We start from the raw sequence: 16,989 nt of genomic DNA on the forward strand, positions 1-16,989 counted from the left end.
TAACGAAAGGAGTGTGAGAAACACTCCCTCCGAAAGTCCAAGGGTTCCTGCGTAAAGTTAATCTGCGCAGGGTTAGCCGGCCCCTAAGGCGAGGGCGAAAGCCGTAGTCGATGGGAACCACGTTAATATTCGTGGGCCAGTGGGTGTGTGACGGATGCAGCAAGTTGTTGAGGCTTATTGGATTGCCGAGGCAGCGAATGTGTCCCTGGAAATAGCCCCCACATAGACCGTACCCGAAACCGACACAGGTGGACTGGTAGAGTATACCAAGGAGCTTGAGCGAAGTGTGCTGAAGGAACTCGGCAAATTACCTGCGTAACTTCGGGAGAAGCAGGCTATCTTTTCGGGCAACCGGAAGGGTAGGGCACAAACTAGGGGGTGGCGACTGTTTACCTAAAACACAGGGCTATGCTAAGTCCAACGACGACGTATATGGCCTGACGCCTGCCCGGTGCTGGAAGGTTAAGAGGAGAGGTTCACGCCTTGAATCGAAGCCCCAGTAAACGGCGGCCGTAACTATAACGGTCCTAAGGTAGCGAAATTCCTTGTCGGGTAAGTTCCGACCTGCACGAATGGCGTAACGACTTCCCCACTGTCTCCAGCACACACTCAGTGAAATTGAATTCCCCGTGAAGATGCGGGGTTCCTGCGGTTAGACGGAAAGACCCCGTGCACCTTTACTGCAACTTTGCGCTGGCAATCGTGACTGCTTGTGTAGAATAGGTGGTAGGCTTTGAAACTTGGGCGCTAGCTCGAGTGGAGCCGCAATGTGAAATACCACCCTAGTGATTATGGTTGTCTAACCGCGGTCCGTTATCCGGATCCGAGACAGCGCATGGTGGGCAGTTTGACTGGGGCGGTCGCCTCCTAAATTGTAACGGAGGCGTGCGAAGGTGGGCTCAGGTTGGTCGGAAATCAACCGTCGAGTGCAATGGCATAAGCCCGCCTGACTGCGAGACTGACAAGTCGAGCAGAGTCGAAAGACGGCCATAGTGATCCGGTGGTTCTTTGTGAGAGGGCCATCGCTCAACGGATAAAAGGTACGCCGGGGATAACAGGCTGATGATTCCCAAGAGTCCATATCGACGGAATCGTTTGGCACCTCGATGTCGGCTCATCTCATCCTGGGGCTGGAGCAGGTCCCAAGGGTATGGCTGTTCGCCATTTAAAGAGGTACGTGAGCTGGGTTCAGAACGTCGCGAGACAGTTCGGTCCCTATCTGCCGTAGGTGTAGGAGAATTGAGAGGATCTGTCCTTAGTACGAGAGGACCGGGATGGACACACCTCTGGTGGACCTGTTGTCGTGCCAACGGCACAGCAGGGTAGCTATGTGTGGACGGGATAACCGCTGAAAGCATCTAAGCGGGAAACCCACCTCAAAACGAGTTCTCCCTCGAGAGTCGTGGAAGACCACCACGTTGATAGGCCGGGTGTGGAAGCGCTGCAAGGCGTGTAGCTTACCGGTACTAATAACTCGATTGGCTTGATTGCTCTCATTTAGCAATGCTCATCGAAACTGCTTACGAAAACAGCGACGCGCTGCGAAGCGCGATCCGAAATTTTCAATTTGCATGCTTTGCGTTGACCTTTGGGTGAAAACGCGAGCTCGATGAGCGTAGGTATTCAGAATAGACCAAAGATCAGAAGTCATATGACGTCTCCGCTGACCTGGTGATTATGGCGGGGTGGCTGCACCCGATCCCATTCCGAACTCGGCCGTGAAACGCCCCTGCGCCGATGGTACTTCGTCTTAAGACGCGGGAGAGTAGGTCGTTGCCAGGTCTGCCGAGACGTCATGTGAATTTCAAACAAACGAAGTCAATCAACTCTATCGATCAAATCAAAACGCGCCGCTGTGCCTAGTGCCAGCGGCGCGTTTTTGTTTTATCGGCGATCTTATGATCCAGCCTTTTGAGGAATATCACCAAGTTTTCCTGGCTATGCAGGCTGGAGATATTGATGCGTTGGAGCGCTTTTGCGCGTCCGTTGCGACTTTTCCGAATGGAGCTGACTCTTGGCTAGGAAGGCGCTGGATTATAACGGCGGTCCAAAGTGAATCTGCTGCAACTATCCAGTGGATGATAGGCAAACAGGTGGAGCTCGTTTTCCGGGATGACGAGGGACTTACTGTTTTGCACGAATGTATCGATGTGTTCCATGAACGGAAAAATTGTGCGCTTCACGACATCATGCGCGCCCTAATATCCGCAGGCGCTGATGTAAATTTAAAAGGCCGGGATGATTGGACGCCGATGCATGCCGCAATTGCACGTGGCGATCTCGTTGCATTGGAGATTTTGGCAGCTGCAGGAGCTAACCCGGATATACCGACGACGATAGATGCATGCGAATCCGCGCGGGATTATGCCGTTCGTATCGAGTTCAAGGAGACTACAATTATTCTGCAGCAGAAGCCCACGTAGTTGACGTGGATCTGTTGATCAACTCACGCGGCCGCCATCCGGCTGGCAACACTGCGGCAAAAAACACCGAGATGTCGAAAAGCCAGCGATCCTTAGAACGGAGCTTTGACGACTTTTTTGAATTTGTCGGTGACGTTACCCGACAAGTTGATGTTGTCCGGGTTGAGTTCTTGGACTGGGGCGCCGGCGGAAAGATCGAACGACAAAAGATCTGTCCAGATTACGCTTGGGGTGGTGGTCAATTCAAAAAAGTAGAGTCGCTTCGTGAGGTCGATCGCGGTGCGATACTCGGTGTTGTAAATTCCGAAGCCTTTGTAAGGCGCGCCGAACGGCACGGACACATTGCGCGCGATCGCCAAAACGCCTGCAATGGCTTCGCGTTCGTTGCGCGGTTCAGGTAAGAGCGCCGAATAATAGGCTGCGCGCTGGAAGCGATCCGTCGCATTCACGTTTCCAGGTAGCGACATTTCGCTGCTCGGCTTGGAATAATCCTGCTTTTTGAGAAGCGCGATTTGCTGATCGTACGGCGGGTCGTTGGTCATGATCGTGTATTCGCGGCCGTGATGAACGACAGGTTTGCCGTCGATATATTCAATGATTGCGGAATCGCCGCTCGCATCCTCCAACGCTAGATGCACGTTTGATTGATGGCCGCGCGCCTCGGCCTTGATGACTTGAACGCCTTCGAGAAGTTTCAGCGCTTCGGCGACGTTCGTCGCTTTGTCGAGAACGTATTGGCCCCAAAGCGTGGCAATCAGGCCGGGTTTCGACGTGTCGCGCGTACCGAAGTCCGAACTGTTGAGATAGAGAAGGTGCATCGCGAGGCCCTTCTCGTTGAGGCCATCGACCGCGCCGAGCCCATAGATCGATGTGACGATGCTACCGTAATCCGATGTCCATTTCGCAGGGTTGTCCTTCACGAACTCGACCGGTCCGACGTGACTGGCGGTTCGGGAAATGCCGCGCGGAAATACGGTGAGGATCGGCTCGGTCGACTCAGGCCAATCCATCGTGCGGCTCGCGACGACCGCGAGTTTACTATTATTCCAGAGAATGCGGGTGCAGGCTTCAGCTGCAGTCATCGCCAGCGGCGCACCGGCAACGGCGACGAGGGCGATTGTTAGTGCGAGGCGGCGAGAAACAGCTTGGCTCATTGTTTTTTCTCCTGAAGCGACGCCTGATACTTTCGATTGCAGACGAGCATAGCTCTTACAATCGCAATGCGTGCTTTGCGTGGGACGGGCAAGCTGGCGGCGCGAGGCTGGTTAAGTTTGCCTTCCACGCTGACCATTTGCCGATTGGCGCTTGGTGTTCGCGCAATCTCATTGCATATACTCGGGCGCAGGGCTCACGAGCCCATCTCATTGAAATCGTTCCAGACTTGGAATAATTTCGACATTCAATATGGCACTTGCGCTCTCGAATCCCTACGTGAGCCCCACGCCTTGAATCCCCGCAATCAGGAGCCGGTATGTCCTCTCATTCGTTTGTGCACGTTGCTTCTGCGTTACGCGGAGCGTTTCTCGCGGTCTGCGCGCTCGTTTTTGCGGCTTCGTCGGGCTTTTTGTTGAGTTCTTCTGCGCAGGCATCAGACGAGGAAACGTTCGAGATTTCGATCAAGGATCATAAGTTCGAACCCTCGAAGCTGACGTTCCCGGCGGGAAAGCGGATCAAGCTCATCGTCAAAAACCTCGATCCGACGCCTGAGGAATTCGAGAGCAATGATCTCAACATCGAGAAGATCATTCCGGGAAATACGGAAGCCATCATCCGCATCAAGCCGATCGATCCGGGCGTCTACATTTTCTTCGGCGAATTCAACGAAGCGACGGCCAAGGGCCACATCATCGTGGAGTGAGACCGAATGTTAGCTGCACTCGTTATCGTCTTCCGGGAAGTTCTTGAGGCCGGTCTTATTATCGGCGTCGTGCTGGCCGCTTCGCGCGGCATTCCTGGTCGCGTTAGAACCGTATCGCTTGGCGTTCTGGTCGGGCTTTTGGGCTCAATCGTCGTTGCGCTCTTTGCAGCGCAAATTTCGAATGCGTTCGATGGGCGCGGACAGGAGATCTTTGTTGCCGGCGTTTTGCTGTTCGCAGTTGTCATGCTGGCGTGGCACGTCGTCTGGATGTCTCAGCACGCGCGGGAAATGACTGCGCAGTTGCGGCAGCTCGGCACCGACGTTGCGCTCGGCAAGCAGTCACTTTACGCGCTCGGCGCGGCGGTGGCGGCGGCAGTGATGCGCGAAGGGTCCGAGGTCGTGCTGTTCATGATGGGTATCATCGCGGGTGGTAAAGACACCGCGATGGACCTGATGTTGGGTTCGCTCGCGGGCCTGGCGCTCGGTGGCGTGGTTTCGATCGTTCTCTATTTCGGTCTGGCCGCTATTCCGTTGAAGCGGCTGTTCTCGGTGACGGGCGTTTTGATCACGCTTCTTGCTGCAGGCCTTGCGTCAACGGCCGTGCTCCAGCTCTCGAACGCTGGATTGCTGAATGTGTTCGATCGACCCCTTTGGAACACGTCCTGGCTGCTGTCGGAATCGAGCTGGGTCGGCAGCGTCTTGCACATTCTGATCGGTTACATGGAGCGTCCGACGGGCATGCAGGTGATCGCCTATGTGACGACGGCAGCGACCATTTTCGGTCTGATCTATCTTCGCCGCGATAACGCGAACGTTCCCGCTCGCGCTTAGTTCGGATTGGTGCGAGCGGTTTCGGCTGCTCGTACCCTCTTGCCACGGTTCGACTTCGCTCTTCGTGATTGACGTGGCCGCTTGACCCTCGCCGTAAACGTCGCAACGTATCCCGGCGCGTCGTCGGACGCTGAGCGAGGGGAACTCAACCATGTATGACATTGCCAATCTTGCGAACCTGCAGCAGTTGCGGCACCTGTCGCCTGCAACGATGGCGGCATTTGAGAATTTCGACCGGGCCGCGATGGCGCCTGGTACGATTCCGAGACGCTACAAAGAATTGATTGCACTCGGCGTGGCGCTTGCCACGCAGTGTCCCTACAGCCTCGAAGTTCATCGCACGAATGCGGAGAACGCCGGTGTGACGGAAGCCGAGATCGCGGAAGTCGTGTTCATTGCGGCGACGATGCGTGCAACGTCTGCGATAGCGCACGGCACGCATCTGGCCGGTCAGCGCAAGCCGAAGCGGTGAAAGAGCGACGATTTAGAGCGCGCCCCACAGCTTGAGCGCGATTGCCGCGATGCCGAGTGCTGCGATCCAAAGTGCAACGTCGGCGGCGCGGCTTCGCCTGGATCGCGCGGCAAGTTGTTCGAGATCGGCATCGCTGAGGCGCAGACCTGAGCGCGCCATTTCGGAGAGGCCATTCGCAGCATCGGCTGCCTGACGCAGAACCGTCGGGGCCTGCATGAGGACGCCGCCGAGTGTCTCGACACCGCGACCTGCTTTTTGCAGGCGACCGAGAAGCGACAAGTTCGACTCTACCCATTCGCGTGCGACGGGTTCAGCGGCCACCCAGACATTCAAGCCAGGATCGAGATCGCGCGCGACGCCTTCTATGATCACCATGCTCTTCTGGAGCAGGATCAATTCCGGTCGCGTCTGCATGTCGAAGACGTCGGTGTAGGCGAAGAGCTGCCCGAGCAGATCGGCCATGGAAATCTCTTCGGCCGTGCGGCCGTGGATCGGTTCGCCGATGGCGCGCATGGCCTGCGCGAATTCCTCGACGGTGTGGTGGGGCGGAACGTAGCCCGCTTCGAAGTGAATGGCGGCGGCGCGATGATAGTCGCGTGTGATGAGGCCGTGCAGAATCTCGGCGAGGAAGCGGCGTTCGCGTTGGCCGAGGCGGCCCATGATGCCGAAATCGACGGCGACTACCATGCCGCTGTCATCGACGAATAAATTGCCCTGGTGCATGTCGGCGTGAAAGAAGCCGTCGCGCATGGCGTGACGCAAGAATGTGCGCAGCACGGTGAGGCCGAGGGCGTTGGTATCGAAGCCTTTGGCTATCAACGTGTCGCGATGCGAGATTGGCGTTCCGTCGATCCATTCGACCGTGAGGACGCGCTTGGCCGTGCGCCGCCAATCCACCTCCGGAACGCGGAAGCCTGGATCGTTCGCGATGTTGCCCGCCATTTCGGATATCGCGGCGGCTTCGAGCCGCAGATCCATTTCGAGATCCGTCGTGTGCTTCAGGTTGTCGACGACGGCGAGCGGCTTCAAGCGGCGTGCGGGCGGATAGAAGCGCTCGATCAGGCGCGCTGCGAAATAGTAGCTGTCGAGATCGCGATAGAACCGCTTCTCGATATTGGGCCGGAGGATCTTGACCGCCACCGGCTTCTTTACGCCGCCTTCGATGACGTATGCCTTGTGGACCTGCGCGATTGAAGCCGCGGCAACAGGCGGACCGAATTCAACGAAGTGATCTTCGAGTTTGCCACCGAGTGCGCGCTCGACAGCGTCGCGTGCTTCCGCCATCGAAAATGGCGCCGCCTTGTCTTGCAGATTGCGAAGGTCAGCCGAGAGTTCGGGACCGATGACGTCGGCACGGGTGGCCAGAAACTGTCCGAGTTTAACGTAGCTCGGACCGAGTTCGGCCAGTGCTGTCGAAACGCGGGCGGCGCGCGGTTCAACGCGGCGGAACGGGGCTGCCATCCAGACAATAGGGGCTGTCAGCGCGCGGGCAATCTTCAGCGGCAGCGGTACGGTCATGCCTTTCGGCACGAAGCGCACGCCATGTTGCGCCAGAACGAATCCGGCGCGGGCTAGTCTCAGGGTATTGAAAAAGGCGCCGGGCATAGCCGCGAGTTTTGCCGTCCACGTTCGCGGCAAGCCGCCGATACATTTGCTTTGGCAGATTGCGTGACCCAGCCTTGAGGTCAAGCGAGGTCGGTCGCCGCGGTAAAGACGGTTAAATCACGTGCACCATAGCGAGGCGGTAATTGGCGGATTCGAGCTACAACTCTTGCTCGAGTCTTAAAGCGGCGGCGTGTGAGGCCGAACGTCCCCCTTGTCAGGCCTTCGGCCAGATTCTTCCCGAGAGAGACGCGAAGTGCACCCTGACCCCTTGAGGGGATAGGCGGGGGCAAAAACAAAAACGGCGCCGGGTGAGATCCCAAGCGCCGTTCGAATTGAATGCTCGCTGAAGCGGCTATCTTACATTTTGCAGAACGTCGCGCGGCCGTGGCACGTGACCGAGCCACCGTCGGGCTTGCAGCGGTACTGCTTGTTGGAGACGCGATAGCCTTCAACCTTGCCGTTGGCGAGGAAGCCCGGCCAGAGACCCCAGCTAACCGACTGAACCATCGTTTCCATTGCAAACCACTTTGCGGAATCGGCAGAGCCCGACGTTGCGACGGCGCCCTTCGTTACGCATGCAGCGTTGGCAACGCCAGCGCCGAGAGTCATCGCGGCCGCAACCGCTGCACACATCACAATCTTCTTCATAGGTCCCATCTCCTCGTCTCAAACATGCCTTCTTCCCTTGAGTGCGGAGGCTATGGGCGTGTTTTGACACGGTCAATTAAAGTCGATGACCGGCAATTAATTCGTAGGGGATGTGTGGCCGATTAGATCTTCCAGCCGCCGTGGATTGCAGCGATTCCGCCCGTCAAATTACGGTAGGTCACGCGGGCGAATCCGGCCTCGCGGATCTGTTTCGCAAAGGCTTCCTGATTGGGAAAGCGACGAATGCTCTCAACAAGATAGCGGTATGATTCGGAGTCGCCCGCCGCGACTTTTCCAAGACGTGGGATCACTTCGAAGGAGTGAAAATCGTAGAGGCGGTCGAGAATTGGGACCTGGCATTCGGAGAACTCGAGGCAGAGAAACCGGCCGCCCGGTTTCAAGACGCGGAAAGCCTCAGCGAGAGCCCTATCGATGTGAGTGACGTTGCGAATGCCGAAGGCGATCGTATAGGCGTCGAAACTGCTCGATTCGAACGGTAGCGTTTCGGCATTGCCTTCGATGCAGGAAATGCGCTCGGCGAACCCGCGCTCAGCAATACGGCGTCGGCCGACGTCGAGCATTTCGGGGCTGATGTCACAGACGACCGCGGTGGCGTTCGGCCCGCTTTCGTCCGCATAGCGAAGCGCAATGTCGCCAGTGCCACCCGCAACATCGAGCAAGCGAAACGGCGTTTCGCCGCGCGGAGGATTGAGCATCGTAATGAAGTCGCGCTTCCAAAGCCGATGCAGGCCGCCCGACATCAGGTCGTTCATCAGGTCGTAGCGCTCGGCGACGGATGCGAAGACGCGATTGACGCGGCCTTGGCGCTCGGATTCGGGCACCGTTTCGAAGCCGAACGAGGCGGTGGCTTGGGCGGCCGCTTCCGGGCTGCCGGATTGGGTGGTCGTGGCGGTGTCGATATTGCTCATGGCGGTAGAATAGCGGCCGGGAGCGTCCCGCGCTATCGTCCCGTCGCGACAGCGTCAATCATGCCTTACGGACATTCATGCCTGAGCTTCCAGAGGTCGAAACGGTGCGGCGGGGACTGGCGCCGGTGCTGGTCGGCAATCGCATTAAGAAAGTAGAGACACGCCGGGCTGACCTCAGATTTCCGTTTCCTGATCACTTTGCGGACCGGCTTCGTGGTCAGGAGATCACGGCCCTCGAACGCCGTGCGAAGTATCTGATCGCGCAGCTCGCCAGCGGCGAAGATCTTGTCATGCATCTCGGTATGACGGGGCGGTTTACCGTGGCGCAGGATGGGTTGCGGACAACGCCCGGTGAGTATGCGCACCCGGCCGGGGCCGACGGCACGCATGACCATGTCGTGTTTCATCTCTCGGACGGTTCTCGCGTCATCTACAACGATGCTCGGCGGTTCGGTTTCATGGTGATGGTGGCGCATGATGAGCGCGACATGCATCCGTTTCTGCGCGGGCTTGGCGTCGAGCCGCTGAGCGTTGCGTTGTCTCCGGATTATCTTGCAGCGCGTGCGCGCACAAAGAAGGTCAATCTGAAATCGTTTCTGATGGATCAGCGGGTCGTGGCTGGGCTCGGAAACATCTACGTGGCGGAAGCGCTCTATCAGGCGCATCTCGCGCCCGACCGTGCAGCGCGTACTCTCGCCGACAGAAGCGGCAAGGCGAATGACAAAGCGGATCGCCTTACCGTTGCGATCAAGGACGTGCTTGGTCGCGCGATCGAAGCACGGGGGTCAACGTTGCGAGACTATCGCGATCCAAGCGGAGGGTCGGGCGGATTTCAGGCGGCGTTTCGGGTTTACAATCGCGAAGGCGAAGCGTGCCGGACGCCGGGGTGCAGCGGTACCATACGAAGAACGGTGAGCGGCGGACGCGCGAACTTTCACTGCCCCCGCTGTCAGCGTTGAATGCGCTGGGTCATGTTCCGTGTCTCGACAGTGCGGCGATCATCGCGTTGAGCGGTCGTTGAGACTCGCATGCGTCTTGATGACGATGACACTCAGAACCATCACCGTGAAGCCGCCTGCGATAAAGAGCTGGTTTGCTGGCCAATCGCCCCGCAGCGACGAGAGTTTTCCCGAAGAGATCAGCCAGACCAAGCCGATGCCGATCAGAATCGCTTGAACGGACGCGAAACGTACCGCGCGTTCGATGGCGCGCGGTTTCGATACGGCGTCCGCGGGATCTGACAAGCGCCAGAGATAGAACGCGTAACCTGCCGCCACCGCGAGCATGGCTGTGCCGTATTCCCAACCGTGTTGCCAGCGAATTGGGGTGCCGAGATAGATCGCATAGAACGCGAGCGCGCACCAAAGATACGCGATCATCGTGATCTGCGTCGTCTGCATCAGCGCATCGCGTTGCGTTATGCCGAGAGTGGACGCAGCTCGACGCCATATCGGTGCGTTCGTGCGCAATGCGGCCGATATCAAAATGACGGCAAAGATGGCGGCAGCAGTCGCGGCTTCAGCTTTTCGGGTTGCGCTGGTTGCGATGACCATAGCGGCCAGCGCGGACAAGAGTGCCAGCAGGAGCAAAGGAAGCGACGGACGCAGTGGCATGGGGTGCTCTTGCTTAAGACGATGAATTCGCCCCTCCATCACACGGGCGCTGGCGCGCGTAAAGCGTCGATGCTGATGAGAGCTATCGCAAGTGCACCAAAGAAGAAGAGATTACATCCGGCCCAGTCGGCGTGCTCGATCCCGCGCGGGAATTTGCCGTCGATGAACATGCTGATCAGTCCGGCCGCCATACCGATGACCTGAACAAGCACCAGGCCGCGTCCGGCTTTAACGAGGACAGCATCGTCGCGTCCGGCAGCGCGATCGCGGGCGAGCATCGCGGCGTAACCGAAGCTCAGCGCGGCGGCGACGGCGAACCCGAGAATGAACTGCCACCATTCCGGCCAGGGCCGATCGATGACGGCTGTATAAATGAGGAGGATCGAAAGGCCGCCCCAGGCCCAGACGATGCCGAAATGGCGCGCGGCCGAACCCGCGATCTCGCTCGCAGAGGCGCCGTTGGCTGTTAAGCGCCGGTGGGCCAGAATGGCGAGCGCTGCCAGACCCAGGCTCACGACGCCGGTCACGATCGCATGGAGTGGTGGCTGGCCGAACGAAGCCGCAAAAACGGTTGCGGCGACGGCAACGGCCAATCCCATGATTGGCGTCATATTGGATTGCATGCGTAATTCGCCCCCTTCTCATCCCCAGTGCCGAGCAAATGGGGGTTCCAGCCGCGCAATGCAAACGCGGCCGCGACACACTGACCGGTCGCTATTGTCTCAATAATCGATTCCAGGCGCGTCGTTTCGTTGACCGATGCGCGGGCTACGGGTATATCCCGGCAAACCGTGCCTGGCGGACATTCGTCCGGGCCGATCCATCTTATCTCAACCGGCGGCCGCGCCCTGACCCATCTGGTCGGCGACGGCGCTTTCGAACCAGTAGCAAGGACTCGTTTTTCATGGCTAACACCTCGTCGGCAAAAAAGGCCGAGCGCCAAATGATCCGCCGTTCGGCAGTCAACAAGGCTCGTCGGACGCGCGTCAAGTCTGAGGTGCGCGGCGTCGAAGAGGCAATCAAGGCTGGCGACCAGACCAAGGCTGCTGCTGCACTCGCTGCTGCTGAGCCGATTCTGGTTCGCACCGCGCAGAAGGGCCTGCTTCATAAGAAGGCGGCTTCTCGGAAGGTTTCTAGGCTCGCAAAGCGTGTCAAGGCCATGTCTGCCTAAAACCGATTTCGGTCATCGGCGGCATATTTCAGGTTTGTTGCATATTCGCGACAGTAAAGGGCGGGCCCAGCAAGGGCCCGCTCTTTTTTTGTGCGCAATAAGCCCATGGAATCGCGTCTCTTGAGGGAGAATAATTGCCGGCGGGAGACTCGGCGGCCTGCGCGAAGGGGAAGCAGGCAAGAATAAAATGACGCTCGGGTGACACCTGTCAGACGTCGGAGGGAACGGCTTCGCGAGTGTAAAAAATGGCTTCAGAGTCATATGGGTTATGCACAGGAGCGGTGAGTGGATAACGCCTATCCCGCGCGGCTGTGGATAACTTTCTGGAGCGCCGAACCGGCTTTTTGCGACTTAGATGCGCTTGTCCAAAAATTGGTTACCGGTTAGTTAATTATCCAGTGGATGGCAGCGGGGTAGCGCAATCGTTCGCTAGGGTAAGTCGACGAGCGTGGTGTCTGGTAATCGGCTAGTTGTCGATATGACGGGCACATCGTCAAAGCTGCAAAGATCGAGGTTAATCTTCGGACGTTGTTGCGGCAATGAACTCCGAAGACTTGGAATCTTCGAATTCTATTCGAAGGTGCCGATCTTTGATCTTTTCGGTTCGAAGTCATGCGTAAGAGGGGCCAGTGGAAAACTTTGCGACATCCGGTGTCGAGGACGTTCCTGTCCTCGACACATGGGACCGTCTCAAGGACGACCGGAAAGCGGTTCTGGTCGATGTGCGTACGCGCGCCGAATGGGCGTTCGTGGGCGTGCCAGATCTGAGCGTTCTCGGGCGTGAGGTGTTGCTGGCCGAATGGCAGTCGTTTCCGGACAGCCGGGTCGATGCCGACTTCGCAGGCCGTCTCGATGCCACGTTGAAGGCGCGGGGCGTCAGCACGGACGACGAAATTTTTTTCATTTGCCGCTCAGGCGCTCGCAGCCGGATGGCCGCGGAAGCCTTGGCGTCGGCTGGTTACGGCCGGTGTCGCAATGTGGCGGAGGGTTTTGAAGGACCAAACGACGAGGAGCATCACAGAGGCCGGATAGCCGGTTGGAAGTTTGCCGGTCTCGCCTGGGTGCAAGGATAGCACGAGGCGAGAACGGAGCACGAAGCGCCATTGCTGTCAGAGGGCTTTTGACAGCAGCGCGCGCCATGGGGGGGGACGTTCGCATGCGAACGTTCTGCGTAAATCAGCGGGAGTACAAACGATGCAGGCAGCAAAAACGGCAGAGACGCATGGCGTCGGCGGCGAGACCACGGGCACGAGCGCCGTAACGACAAGCGGAGCCGTCGATGGGCGCGGCCAGAAAGTTCGCGCGATGCTTCGCGCGCAGCTCGGTGAGGAAATTTATTCGAGCTGGTTCAAGAGCCTGGAATTCGAGGGCTTCGACGGTCGCATCGTTAAAGTTTCGGTGCCTGTGAAGTTCGTCCGCAACTGGATTCAAGAACATTATTCCGAACATCTTCTGCGCTGTTCGCTCGTCGAGTTCGCAACGGCCGAGCGCGTCGAAGTGATCTGGCGTCAGCCCGGTCAGACCATGCAGCGCGCGGGCGAAGTGCGCCCGGCAGAGGCGCAGGCTGGAAAGGCTCTCGCTCCGGCGTTGACACCGGCTGAGCCGCCGCGGACCTCGGTTCTGCGCGCACCCGTTCTTCCGGCACAGCGTACGTCCGCTGGAGGCCTTGAAGGCTCTCCGCTCGACCCGCGCTACACGTTTGACAGCTTCGTTGTCGGCGCCTCGAACCGCATGGCCCATGCTGGCGCCACGCAGGTTGCGGAAACCGTGCTGACTGACGCTCCAGGATACAATCCGCTCTATATCCACTCGGCCGTCGGCCTTGGAAAAAGCCATCTTTTGCAGGCGATCGCCTGGGAAGTGAAGCGGCGCGCTCCGACTGCGCAGGTTCTGTATCTGACGGCTGAGCGCTTCCGCTATCAGTTCGTTGAGGCGCTGCGTTCGTCCGATCCGTTGGCATTCAAGGAGCGGTTTCGTAGCATCCACATGCTGTTGATCGACGATCTCGAATTCCTGCAGGGCGAACGTACCGAGCAAGAGTTCGATCACATCATCAATGCGCTGCTTGATGGCGGCAAACAGGTTGTCGTCGCGTCGGCTCGGGCGCCGAACCAGATCGAACGTTTGAATGAGCGCATGCGCTCGCGCTTGCAGCGCGGTCTCGTGACGGAACTCGTTCCGCTCGACCATGAACTGCGTCTCAAGGTTCTGGAGCGTCGCCTCGGCGAGAAGCGCGCAGTCGATCCTTCGTTCACGCTGTCGCGGGATGTCGTCGACCTCCTGGCCCTTCGCCTGACGGAGAACGGCCGCGAACTCGAAGGTGCGATCACCCGGCTCTATGCGACATGGCAGTACATGCGCACGCCGATCACGCTCGATATCGCAGAGACGGTGATCCGCGATTTGGTTCAGAACCTTGAACCGCGGCGCATCAAGATCGAAGACATTCTGCGCATCATCTCGCGCCACTACGGTGTCTCGAAGGGTGATCTCCTCTCGCAGCGGCGCCATCGCTCGGTCGTCTGGCCGCGGCAGATCGGCATGTACCTCGCGAAGCACCTGACGGCGCGGTCGTTGCCGGAGATCGGTCGGCGCTTCGGCGGACGTGACCACACCACGGTTCTGCACGCGATCCGCAAGATCGAAGGCGAAATCACCAAGAATCCTCACCTCGGCGACGAGCTTGAGGAACTGAAACGTCTCCTGAACCACTGATCGCGGCTTCCCCAAGCTGCGACCTGATGCGATGCTTGGCCGGCCTCCTGAGCCCTCGGGAGACCGGCCTTGCCTTATCTGGGGCTGCTAACGGCGAAGTGGCGTAAATGCCGTATTCGCGATACATCTCTCCTTGAAAAGTGTGCCCTATTCGGCTCAGATTGGCTCGGCGGACGATTCCGTTCGTGGATCAGCATCAGGCCGGCAGTGGGCTAACTTTAGGGCATGCGACGCGTAGACTGGCGTCGCCGCCTGCCGCGCGCTCTCCGAAATCAGAACTGAGGAAACACATGCGTCTCGAGATTGAACGTGGGGAACTCTTGAAGGCGCTGAGCCATGTGACGAGCGTGGTCGAGCGACGGACGACGATCCCTATTCTTTCGAACGTCATGCTCAAGGCGGCCGGCGAGACGCTGATGTTCAAGGCGACGGACCTTGAGCGCGAAGTCAGCGAGAGCGTTGCGGCGAAGGTGACGACGCCCGGCACGCTGACGGTTCCGGCGCATGTGCTGCACGACATCGTTCGGAAATTGCCCGACGGCGCGCAGATCGAAATCAAGCGTGACGCCGACAAGGATCGGTTGATGCTGACGTCCGGGCATTCGCGGTTCAGCTTGCAGACGCTCGCGGCAGACGATTTTCCGGATCTCGCAGTTGGTGAAATCGGACACGAGTTCACGATCGAGGCGGGCGACCTCAAGCGGTTGATCGATAAGACACGGTTTGCGATTTCGACTGAGGAAACGCGTTACTACCTCAACGGCATCTATCTGCATCCGGCCGAGACAACGGGTAAGAAGACGCTGCGCGCGGTGGCGACGGACGGGCATCGTCTGGCGCAGGTGGAGCTTCCGCTGCCGCAGGGTGCTGACGGTATGCCGGGCGTCATTGTGCCGAGAAAGACCGTGCACGAGGTGACGCGGTTGCTCGAAGACTCCAGTGCGAAGGTGAAGGTTGGCGTTTCGCAGACGAAGGTGCGGTTCGAGATCGGCTCGGTGGTGTTGACGTCGAAGTTGATCGACGGAACGTTTCCGGACTATGGGCGCGTTATTCCGCATAACAACGATAAAGAAATGAAGGTGCCGAACGCCTCGTTCAAGAGCGCCGTCGACCGGGTGTCGACGATTGCGAGCGAACGCGGGCGCGCAGTGAAGCTGAATGTCGGCAAGGACAAACTGATCCTCACAGTGAACAATCCGGAAGGCGGCAGCGCTACCGAAGAGATCCCGGTCGGCTATTCGGCAGGCCCGCTCGAAATCGGTTTCAATGCGCGGTATCTGCTCGACATCTCCGAACAGCTCGAAAGCGAAGATGCGCGGTTTCTTCTGGCCGATCCCGGCTCGCCGACCATGGTGCGCGACGGCGGCGACGGCAGTGCGATCTACGTTCTGATGCCGATGCGGGTTTGATCATTTGCATTGAAGGGTTGCCCTCCTCTCGATGGGGAGGGCGATAGAACTGGTTCGGACGAATTGAGCTTGGGTAGTGACGGCGCGAATTCCCTTTGGGTCGAGCGGTTGGGGCTGACGAATTTTCGTAGCTATGCGGCGGCGACAGTTGAGGCCGACGCGCGGCCGCAGGTGATTGCGGGATCAAACGGGTCAGGCAAGACCAATCTTCTCGAAGCGTTGTCGCTGCTGTCGCCGGGTCAGGGGATGCGGCGCGTTCCGTTCGTTGATTTGGTGCGTGCCCAAGGCGACGGAAATTTTGCGATTTCGGCGCGTGCGCACACGCTGTCGGGCATGGCCAGCATCGGCACCGGATTGCAAGGGCGGCCCACCTCGCAGCAGGCGGATGGGGATTTCTCCGAAAGAAATTCGCGGACCTCGGAGCGCGGGCGCATTGTGCGCATCGACGGTACGACGCAATCGGGCTCCGGTGTGCTTGCCGACTATCTTGAGATCGTGTGGGTGACGCCAGCGATGGATGGGCTCTTCACTGGTCCGGCTTCGGAGCGGCGGCGCTTCCTCGATCGGCTAATCCTATGTTTCGATCCGGGCTACCGGACGATCGCTGGACGTTTCGAGCGAGCGATGACTAGCCGCAATCGGCTGCTGGCGGATGGCGTTCGAGAGAACGCGCAGCTCGCCGGGTTTGAGCGCGTCATGGCGGAGAATGGCGTTGCCGTCGCGGCGGCGCGTCTCGAAGCGGTGGCGGCGATGGTGGAGATCGTCGAACGGCGGCGGGAGCGCGATCCGAATTCGGCGTTTCCGTGGGCCGCATTCCGGCTCGAAGGCAGCCTTGAAGACAGTTTGAGACGCGTTTCCGCGATCGAGGCGGAAGACGACTACGCGCGGGTTTTGTCCGAGACGCGCGACCGCGATCGGGGCGCTGGGCGCACGCTTGATGGTCCGCATCGATCGGATCTGATCGTGGAGCACGGGCCGAAGGCGGTGGCTGCGCGGCATTCCTCAACCGGGGAACAGAAGGCGCTGCTGCTCGGCCTCGTGCTGGCGCATGCGGAGCTTTTGACGGAGAGACAGGAAGGTGCTGCGCCGATCCTGCTGCTCGATGAAATTACGGCGCATCTGGACGCCGCCAGACGCGCGGCGTTGTTCGACGAAATTCTGCGGCTTGGGGCACAAGCGTGGATGACCGGAACGGACGAAAATGCCTTCGATGCGCTCGCCGGAAGGGCGGGATTTTGGCGCGTGGAAGAGGGCAAAATCGCTTCCCGGACCTGACGTTTCATCGGGGGACAAACGGTCACATGCAAAGCTCTGA

At 59.0% G+C, this 16,989-nt stretch carries 16 protein-coding genes and 2 rRNA genes (1 of these 18 cut by a window edge); 12 read left to right on the plus strand and 6 right to left on the minus strand.

What is annotated here, in order from left to right:
* The 3 genes from DLM45_RS09275 to DLM45_RS09285 all read left to right on the plus strand — a co-directional run.
* Positions 1 to 1,491 (plus strand): 23S ribosomal RNA (locus DLM45_RS09275) (it extends 1,252 nt beyond the left edge of the window).
* A gap of 176 nt (positions 1,492 to 1,667) precedes the next feature.
* Positions 1,668 to 1,782, plus strand: a 5S ribosomal RNA gene (gene rrf / locus DLM45_RS09280).
* A gap of 116 nt (positions 1,783 to 1,898) precedes the next feature.
* Complete coding sequence (locus DLM45_RS09285) at positions 1,899 to 2,423, plus strand: ankyrin repeat domain-containing protein (RefSeq protein WP_181336848.1); 525 nt, start codon at positions 1,899 to 1,901, stop codon at positions 2,421 to 2,423.
* 92 nt (positions 2,424 to 2,515) lie between these two features.
* On the opposite strand, the gene DLM45_RS09290 is transcribed toward DLM45_RS09285, so the two are convergent.
* Positions 2,516 to 3,577, minus strand: a complete 1,062-nt coding sequence (locus DLM45_RS09290) for a linear amide C-N hydrolase (RefSeq protein WP_181336849.1) — start codon at positions 3,575 to 3,577, stop codon at positions 2,516 to 2,518.
* Positions 3,578 to 3,894: 317 nt separating this feature from the next.
* Here DLM45_RS09290 and DLM45_RS09295 point away from each other — a divergent pair, with 317 nt between their 5' ends.
* The 3 genes from DLM45_RS09295 (at position 3,895) to DLM45_RS09305 (ending at position 5,584) form a co-directional block, all read left to right on the plus strand.
* Positions 3,895 to 4,281 carry a cupredoxin domain-containing protein gene (locus tag DLM45_RS09295; protein WP_181336850.1) on the plus strand — a complete coding sequence of 129 codons (387 nt, stop codon included), beginning with the start codon at positions 3,895 to 3,897 and terminating at the stop codon, positions 4,279 to 4,281.
* 6 nt (positions 4,282 to 4,287) lie between these two features.
* Positions 4,288 to 5,112: an FTR1 family iron permease gene (locus DLM45_RS09300; protein WP_181336851.1), complete on the plus strand. Its 825-nt coding sequence runs from the start codon at positions 4,288 to 4,290 to the stop codon at positions 5,110 to 5,112.
* 151 nt (positions 5,113 to 5,263) lie between these two features.
* On the plus strand, positions 5,264 to 5,584 hold the full coding sequence (locus tag DLM45_RS09305) for a carboxymuconolactone decarboxylase family protein (protein WP_181336852.1): 321 nt from the start codon (positions 5,264 to 5,266) through the stop codon (positions 5,582 to 5,584).
* Between the two features lie 12 nt (positions 5,585 to 5,596).
* Here DLM45_RS09305 and ubiB read toward each other — a convergent pair whose 3' ends face one another.
* The 3 genes from ubiB to ubiE form a co-directional block, all read right to left on the minus strand.
* On the minus strand, positions 5,597 to 7,189 hold the full coding sequence (gene ubiB / locus DLM45_RS09310; protein ID WP_181336853.1) for a 2-polyprenylphenol 6-hydroxylase: 1,593 nt from the start codon (positions 7,187 to 7,189) through the stop codon (positions 5,597 to 5,599).
* A gap of 357 nt (positions 7,190 to 7,546) precedes the next feature.
* On the minus strand, positions 7,547 to 7,837 hold the full coding sequence (locus DLM45_RS09315) for a hypothetical protein (protein WP_181336854.1): 291 nt from the start codon (positions 7,835 to 7,837) through the stop codon (positions 7,547 to 7,549).
* Between the two features lie 122 nt (positions 7,838 to 7,959).
* Positions 7,960 to 8,766: a bifunctional demethylmenaquinone methyltransferase/2-methoxy-6-polyprenyl-1,4-benzoquinol methylase UbiE gene (ubiE, locus tag DLM45_RS09320; protein ID WP_181336855.1), complete on the minus strand. Its 807-nt coding sequence runs from the start codon at positions 8,764 to 8,766 to the stop codon at positions 7,960 to 7,962.
* A 77-nt stretch (positions 8,767 to 8,843) separates the two neighbouring features.
* Between ubiE and mutM the strand changes: the two genes are divergently transcribed.
* Positions 8,844 to 9,725: a bifunctional DNA-formamidopyrimidine glycosylase/DNA-(apurinic or apyrimidinic site) lyase gene (gene mutM / locus DLM45_RS09325; protein WP_181336856.1), complete on the plus strand. Its 882-nt coding sequence runs from the start codon at positions 8,844 to 8,846 to the stop codon at positions 9,723 to 9,725.
* A 39-nt stretch (positions 9,726 to 9,764) separates the two neighbouring features.
* On the opposite strand, the gene DLM45_RS09330 is transcribed toward mutM, so the two are convergent.
* Together DLM45_RS09330 and DLM45_RS09335 are read right to left on the minus strand one after the other, a co-directional pair.
* Positions 9,765 to 10,379, minus strand: a complete 615-nt coding sequence (locus DLM45_RS09330) for a hypothetical protein (protein ID WP_181336857.1) — start codon at positions 10,377 to 10,379, stop codon at positions 9,765 to 9,767.
* A gap of 38 nt (positions 10,380 to 10,417) precedes the next feature.
* Positions 10,418 to 11,002: a hypothetical protein gene (locus tag DLM45_RS09335; RefSeq protein ID WP_181336858.1), complete on the minus strand. Its 585-nt coding sequence runs from the start codon at positions 11,000 to 11,002 to the stop codon at positions 10,418 to 10,420.
* Positions 11,003 to 11,283: 281 nt separating this feature from the next.
* Here DLM45_RS09335 and rpsT point away from each other — a divergent pair, with 281 nt between their 5' ends.
* The 5 genes from rpsT to recF all read left to right on the plus strand — a co-directional run bounded on the left by rpsT (position 11,284) and on the right by recF (position 16,949).
* Positions 11,284 to 11,550, plus strand: coding sequence for a 30S ribosomal protein S20 (rpsT, locus tag DLM45_RS09340; RefSeq protein ID WP_181336859.1), 267 nt, complete (start codon positions 11,284 to 11,286; stop codon positions 11,548 to 11,550).
* 629 nt (positions 11,551 to 12,179) lie between these two features.
* Complete coding sequence (locus DLM45_RS09345; protein ID WP_181336860.1) at positions 12,180 to 12,623, plus strand: rhodanese-like domain-containing protein; 444 nt, start codon at positions 12,180 to 12,182, stop codon at positions 12,621 to 12,623.
* 121 nt (positions 12,624 to 12,744) lie between these two features.
* A complete protein-coding gene (dnaA, locus tag DLM45_RS09350; RefSeq protein WP_181336861.1) occupies positions 12,745 to 14,265 on the plus strand; it encodes a chromosomal replication initiator protein DnaA in 1,521 nt (506 codons plus the stop codon).
* 290 nt (positions 14,266 to 14,555) lie between these two features.
* Positions 14,556 to 15,674 carry a DNA polymerase III subunit beta gene (gene dnaN / locus DLM45_RS09355; RefSeq protein ID WP_181336862.1) on the plus strand — a complete coding sequence of 373 codons (1,119 nt, stop codon included), beginning with the start codon at positions 14,556 to 14,558 and terminating at the stop codon, positions 15,672 to 15,674.
* A 69-nt stretch (positions 15,675 to 15,743) separates the two neighbouring features.
* Positions 15,744 to 16,949, plus strand: a complete 1,206-nt coding sequence (gene recF, locus DLM45_RS09360) for a DNA replication/repair protein RecF (RefSeq protein ID WP_246317259.1) — start codon at positions 15,744 to 15,746, stop codon at positions 16,947 to 16,949.
* Positions 16,950 to 16,989 lie beyond the last annotated feature (40 nt).

This window comes from Hyphomicrobium methylovorum (assembly GCF_013626205.1).
GTDB classification, from domain to species: domain Bacteria; phylum Pseudomonadota; class Alphaproteobacteria; order Rhizobiales; family Hyphomicrobiaceae; genus Hyphomicrobium_B; species Hyphomicrobium_B methylovorum.